The organism is Streptomyces sp. NPDC057654 (genome assembly GCF_042800135.1).
GTDB lineage: Bacteria > Actinomycetota > Actinomycetes > Streptomycetales > Streptomycetaceae > Streptomyces.
Genome location: NZ_JBHVHQ010000563.1, coordinates 1 through 5,740, shown reverse-complemented (window position 1 = coordinate 5,740; position 5,740 = coordinate 1). Strand labels below are relative to the sequence as shown.

General features: G+C 72.3%; 6 protein-coding genes. 1 reads left to right on the top strand and 5 read right to left on the bottom strand.

The window, feature by feature from the left end:
* Nucleotides 1-282: 282 nt before the first annotated feature.
* On the bottom strand, nucleotides 283-603 hold the full coding sequence (locus ACFU99_RS30675; RefSeq protein ID WP_384398207.1) for a hypothetical protein: 321 nt from the start codon (nucleotides 601-603) through the stop codon (nucleotides 283-285).
* 109 nt (nucleotides 604-712) lie between these two features.
* On the opposite strand from ACFU99_RS30675, the gene ACFU99_RS30670 reads away from it, so the two are divergent.
* On the top strand, nucleotides 713-1,066 hold the full coding sequence (locus ACFU99_RS30670) for a hypothetical protein (protein WP_384398205.1): 354 nt from the start codon (nucleotides 713-715) through the stop codon (nucleotides 1,064-1,066).
* A 74-nt stretch (nucleotides 1,067-1,140) separates the two neighbouring features.
* Here ACFU99_RS30670 and hutH read toward each other — a convergent pair whose 3' ends face one another.
* From hutH to ACFU99_RS30650, 4 genes are all read right to left on the bottom strand, one after another.
* Nucleotides 1,141-2,685: a histidine ammonia-lyase gene (gene hutH / locus ACFU99_RS30665; RefSeq protein WP_384398203.1), complete on the bottom strand. Its 1,545-nt coding sequence runs from the start codon at nucleotides 2,683-2,685 to the stop codon at nucleotides 1,141-1,143.
* 64 nt (nucleotides 2,686-2,749) lie between these two features.
* Nucleotides 2,750-3,862 carry a diguanylate cyclase domain-containing protein gene (locus ACFU99_RS30660; RefSeq protein ID WP_384398209.1) on the bottom strand — a complete coding sequence of 371 codons (1,113 nt, stop codon included), beginning with the start codon at nucleotides 3,860-3,862 and terminating at the stop codon, nucleotides 2,750-2,752.
* Nucleotides 3,863-4,047: 185 nt separating this feature from the next.
* The gene (locus ACFU99_RS30655) at nucleotides 4,048-4,842 is read right to left on the bottom strand and encodes an enoyl-CoA hydratase/isomerase family protein (protein ID WP_384398201.1); all 795 of its coding nucleotides are present in this window, start codon (nucleotides 4,840-4,842) and stop codon (nucleotides 4,048-4,050) included.
* 307 nt (nucleotides 4,843-5,149) lie between these two features.
* The coding region (locus tag ACFU99_RS30650) for an adenylate/guanylate cyclase domain-containing protein (protein WP_384398199.1) at nucleotides 5,150-5,740 on the bottom strand (591 nt) is incomplete at its 5' end.

The following is a 5,740-nucleotide window of genomic DNA, read 5'->3' as shown; positions in this document are numbered from 1 at the left end:
AGTTCCACTCGTCGGGAAAGTGTGGGGAAGCCCACTCAACCGAAGGCCCCGGCTCCGGAACAAGCGGAGCCGGGGGCTTGATATAGGCGCTATCCGGATATTGAAAGAGGATTTCTCCCCGAATAATCCTCTTCCACTCCTAGATCCCACATTTCACTATTCATCGCCGTCCAGCTGACCAGCCCGGACAACTGGACGAACGCCCGACGACCCGGCCTCCCGGCGCCCCAGCCGCCCGGCGACCCGGAGACCCGGCCGCCCAGCCTCCCGGCCGCCCGGCCGTTAGTCGTCCTCGCTGTCGTCGTCGAGATCCCACTCCCTCGACGCAGGGTCGTAGTCGATCTGCTCGCTGCTCCACGACGCCTGGGTCAGCTCGACCCCCGGCACCTCCCGGACCACGTCGAGCGGGTCGACGAGATAGGCCAGCGCCTCCGCCGCGTCGGAGGAGACCGAGGTACGGGCGTGCCCGCGCTCGTCGTCGTGGAGCGACCCGTCGCCGTCGATGCGGTCGACGGCGGCCCCGGTCAGCTTGCCGGAGTCGCTGATCTCCAGGACCAGCTCGACCCGAAGTCGTACAAACCGTGATGACTCATCTGTGCTCATGACCGGAGCGTAAGGGCAGGCGGAACCGCGACTTCCAAACGACCCGCGGGTATCACTACCATCGGAGGCTCACCTCCCAATCGCCGCCATCTCAAGGGAGATTCATTCCGTGACCGCACGCCGTCCGCTGCTGACCGCCGCTGCCGCGGGCACGCTGCTGTGCGCGTTGTGGTTCGTACCGTCCGCCAAGGCGACGGCCGAGCACACCACCCCCACCCAGCACAGCCACCGCTCCACCACCACCGTCCCCGCCTCCGATTCCACGACCACACTCGACGCCGCCGGGTCCGCGACGGCCGCCGAGCCCGCCGCCATGAGTCAGGCGAGCGGGGATCTGGCCCTCGCCGACACCGGCAGCGTCGACACCACGCCGTATCTCGTCGGCGGGATCGGTTTCCTCGGCCTCGGGGGCGCGCTGGTCACCGCCGCCATACGCCGTACGCGTATGTCGGACGGCCTCTGACCCGGCGGCCCCGCAGACGCACCACAGCAGCACCGGACGGACTACGGGCCCCGGCCCGTAGTCCGTTTCGCGCGTTACGCCAGCGGCCCCGTCACCGTCTCCGCCGCCTCCGCGAGCTTCCCGGACCGTACGAACTCGTGCGCGGCCGCCAGGTCCGGCGCGAGGAAACGATCCGCTCCGGGGCCCTCGACCCCCGCCGCCCGTACGGCCTTCAGCACGGCCTGCGTGGCGGGCGCGGGCGTCAGGCCCGTACGCAGTTCGATGGCGCGGGTGGCGGCGACGAGCTCGACGGCGATGATCCGGGCGAGGTTGTCCACCGCCGTACGGAGTTTGCGCGCGGCCGACCAGCCCATGGAGACGTGGTCCTCCTGCATCGCGGAGGACGGGATGGAGTCCACGGACGCCGGTACGGCCAGCCGCTTCAACTCGCTGACCAGGGCCGCCTGCGTGTACTGGGCGATCATCAGGCCGGAGTCGACGCCCGCGTCGTCCGCGAGGAACGGCGGCAGGCCGTGCGAGCGGTTCTTGTCCAGCAGCCGGTCGGTGCGGCGTTCGGCGATCGAGCCGAGGTCGGCGGCGGCGACGGCGAGGAAGTCCAGTACGTAGGCGACCGGCGCGCCGTGGAAGTTGCCGTTGGACTCGACGCGGCCGTCGGGCAGGACGACCGGGTTGTCGACGGCGGCGGCGAGTTCGCGGTCGGCGACGAGCCGGGCGTGGTCGAGGGTGTCCCGGCCGGCGCCCGCGACCTGCGGGGCGCAGCGGATCGAGTACGCGTCCTGGACGCGCGGCGCGTCGTCCTGCTGATGGCCGATCAGCCCGGAACCTGCCAGCACCGCGGCCATGTTGGCGGCCGACGCGGCCTGGCCGGGGTGCGGGCGGATGGCGTGCAGTTCGGCGGCGAGCACCTTGTCGGTGCCGAGCAGGGCCTCCATGGAGAGCGCCGCGGTGATGTCGGCGGAGGTGAACAGCCGCGCCAGGTCGGCGCAGGCCATCACCAGCATGCCGAGCATGCCGTCGGTCCCGTTGAGCAGCGCGAGCCCCTCCTTCTCGCGCAGTTCGACGGGGGCGATGCCGTGCTCGGCGAGGAGTTCGGCGGCGGGCCGCAGCTCGCCGTCGGGGCCCTCCGCGTCGCCCTCGCCCATGAGCGTCAGCGCGCAGTGCGAGAGCGGCGCGAGGTCACCGGAGCAGCCGAGCGATCCGTACTCGTGCACCACGGGCGTGATCCCGGCGTTGAGGATCGCGGCCATCGTCTCGACGACCAGGGGGCGTACGCCCGTACGGCCGGAGGCGACGGTCTTCAGCCGCAGGAACATCAGGGCCCGTACGACCTCGCGCTCGACGCGCGGCCCCATGCCGGCGGCGTGCGAGCGGACGATGTTGCGCTGGAGCTGGGCGCGCAGGTCCGGGCTGATGTGCCGGACGGCCAGCGCCCCGAAGCCGGTCGAGACGCCGTAGACGGGGTCGGGCTTGGCCGCGAGGTCGTCGATGACCTGGCGGGCGGCGGCGACGGCGGCCAGCGCCTCGTCCGACACCTCGATCCGCGCCGCGCCGCGCGCCACGTCGATCACGTCCTGAGCCGTCGTACCGGAGGCCCCCACCACCACAGTGTGCATATCCATATTCAGGCACCCTAAAGACTGAATCGCTGACTGTCACCATCCGTACGGAACCGGACGCGGCGCCTTACGGTCGGCGCCCCCGGAAGCGGCGGCGCTCGGCGGGCGCGCCCTCGCGCGGGGTGTCGGCGAGCCGCACCACGGGGTCGTCCGCGCCCCCCTCGCGCCCCGCCACCACCGGTTTCTCGGACCGCGCGGCCTTCGCCCGGTACTGCGCCGCGTCCGCCAGCCGGAACAGCCGGCGCGCCGACCGTACGGGCCCGATCGGGTCCCCGGTGGAGGCGACGCCGCACGCCACGCCCTCGCCCAGTTCCAGCTCGCCCGCGCGGCGGCACAGCTCGTCGGCCACCCGCACCACCTCGTCCGCCGTCGGCCCCACCGACAGCAGACAGAACTCGTCCCCGCCCAGCCGCGCCGCCAACGCGTCCGGCAGCATCGCGCCACAGAGGGAGAGCACCGAGCTGAAACGTTCCAGCAGGCTGTCGCCCACCGCGTGCCCCAACGTGTCGTTGACCCGCTTCAGCCCGTTCAGATCACAGACCAGCAGGCTCACCACCGCGCCGGTCTCGCGGTGCAGCTCCACGGCCTCGTCCAGGCGCGCGTCCACGGCGCGCCGGTTGGCGAGCCCGGTCAACGGGTCCTCGAAGGCCAGTTTGCGCACCTCCTCCAGCCGCTCGGTCTGCGCGATCCCGGACGCCGCGACCGCCGCCAGTACGGTCGCGAAATCCGCGTCCCGCCCGTCGAAGACCGGCTCGCCCACCGCCCGCGCCACATACAGCTCGCCCCAGGCCCGCCCGTGCAGCACGATCGGCGCGACCACACAGCAGCCGCGCCCCCGCCGGCGCAGGGCGTCCGCCCGGTGATGACGGTACGGGCCGGGGCGCGCCGCGCCGCCCTCCGCCGACCCCTCCGCCGACTCCACCCAGGCGTGCGGCGCCCCGCCGCTCACCCACTGCTCGTGCAGGAACTCCGCGACCTCCGGGAAGTCGTGCACGGCGTACGTCTCCTCCTCGGGGAACTCCTCCTCCCCCTCGGCCCGCTCCCCGTCGTTCACGAGCACCCGCAGCCGCCCCCGGTCCCGCTCCCACACCGACACGGCCGCGAACGAGCCGCCCAGCGCGCGCCGCGCCCCGCCGGCCGCGGCGCGCACCGAATCGCGCGGAGTGTGCGCGGCCGCCATGGCCTGCGCCAACGCCACCACGGCCCGCAGCCGCGCACCGCCTCCGTCGCCGTCCCCGTCGCCCGTCACCCTCGCCTCACATTCCGTAACCGTGTGCACGCTCTGCACCCAGCGTAAGAATGCCGCCACCAATCCGCTTCACGGGGGTTTGGTCGTTTTTGTTGACCTTTAGGGGATTTTGGCGATCAGACGCCGGGCCACTCGGGCGACCGCTTCTCGTTGAAGGCCGCCACGCCCTCCGCCCGGTCCCCCGAGAACGCCACCGTGCGCCAGGCGGCGTCCTCGACCTCCAGACCGGTCCGCAGGTCCAGTCCGTGCCCGAGGCGCAGCGCGCGCTTCGCGGCCCGCAGGCCGACCGGCGAATTGCGGGCGATCCGCTCCCCGAGCGCGAGCCCCGCCTCGCGGGCCTCGCCGTCCGAGACGAGCTCGTCCACGAGACCGAGCTCCCGGGCCTCCTCCGCCGGCACCCTGCGCGCCGAGAAGATCAGCTCGGCGGCGCGCGCGGCGCCCACCCGCCTCGGCAGCAACTGAGTACCCCCGCCGCCCGGAATCACACCCACGGACACCTCCGGCAGCCCCACCACGGCGCTCCCGTCGGCCACGATCACATCGCACGACAGCGCCAGCTCGAAACCGCCGCCGAGGGCGAACCCGTGCACCGCGGCCACGGTCGGCATCGGCAGCTCCAGCACCCCCGTGTACGCGGCCCTCGCCACGGGCCGGTGCCGGCCCATCTCCGCGTCCGTCAGCGTGTTGCGCTCCTTGAGGTCCGCGCCCACGCAGAACGCACGCTCATGCGTGGAGGTCACCACGACGGCCCGTACGTCCGCGTCGGCGGCCAGGGCATCGGTGGCCTGGGTGATGCAGCGGGCCATCTCCGTGGAGATGGCGTTCATGGCCTTGGGGCGGTCGAGGACGAGTTCGGCGACGTGTCCGTGGCGGCGGATGGCGATCCAATCGCCGTAGCGCTGCTCATTCATGCCAGTGCCCTTCGGGGTTAACGGCCGTAAACGTATGGGCGGATCATCGCAGGGGGTGCGGTGGTGTGGCCATGGCCTGCGGCCCGCCACTCATGTTCCGGGGCTCCGCCCTGGGCCCCGGTCCTCAAGCGCCGGACGGGCTGGATTGGGCCGGCCTTCCCGTCCCGGCAGGTGTCCTCAAACGCCGGACGGGCTGAAGCGGGGCGGCCTTCCCGTCCCGGAAGGTGTCCTCAAGCATCGGACGGGCTGAAGTGGGGCGGCCTTGCGTCCAAGGACAACGGCCCTGACAAGTCGGATCAGACCGGCGTCAGCCTCTTCTGCTCAGCAGCCAAGGCTCCACCACGCCCAGTCCCCTCACCGGGCGTTGCCACATGGGCTGGAGGGCGAAGCGGTAGCCGGGGTCGGCGCCGTCGCGTTCTTTGGCGGCCAGGGCTTCTTCGGCTTCGGAGATGGGGGCGTCGCCGGTGCGGGAGAGTTCTTCGGCGAAGGCGCCGTCGACCAGGACCGCGTCCTTGGGGGCTATCGACGTGAGCCGGCTCGCCAGGTTCACCGTCGTGCCGAAGACGTCGCCCATGCGGGTCGTGACCGTGCCGAAGGCGATGCCGACGCGGAGTTCGGGCATGGTGTCGTCGTTGGTCATGGTCTCGATGAGGCGCAGGCCGATCTCGGCCGCGATGCCGGCGTCGTCGGCGGAGTAGAGCACCTCGTCGCCGAGGGTCTTGATGAGGCGGCCGCCGTGCGCGGCGACGAGGTCGGCGGCGGTGGTCTCGAAGGCTTCGACCAGTTCGCCGAGTTCCTCCTCCTCCAGCCGCCGGGTCAGCCGGGTGAAGCCGACGAGGTCCGCGAAGCCGACCGCCAGTCGCCGGTCGACCATTTCCGCGTCGTCCTGGGCCTGCAC

Coding starts and splice junctions, on each gene's coding strand:
- ACFU99_RS30675 (WP_384398207.1), bottom strand. CDS start 603: ATGAGCACAGATGAGTCATCACGGTTTGTACGACTTCGGGTCGAGCTG.
- hutH (WP_384398203.1), bottom strand. CDS start 2,685: ATGGATATGCACACTGTGGTGGTGGGGGCCTCCGGTACGACGGCTCAG.
- ACFU99_RS30660 (WP_384398209.1), bottom strand. CDS start 3,862: ATGGCGGCCGCGCACACTCCGCGCGATTCGGTGCGCGCCGCGGCCGGC.
- ACFU99_RS30655 (WP_384398201.1), bottom strand. CDS start 4,842: ATGAATGAGCAGCGCTACGGCGATTGGATCGCCATCCGCCGCCACGGA.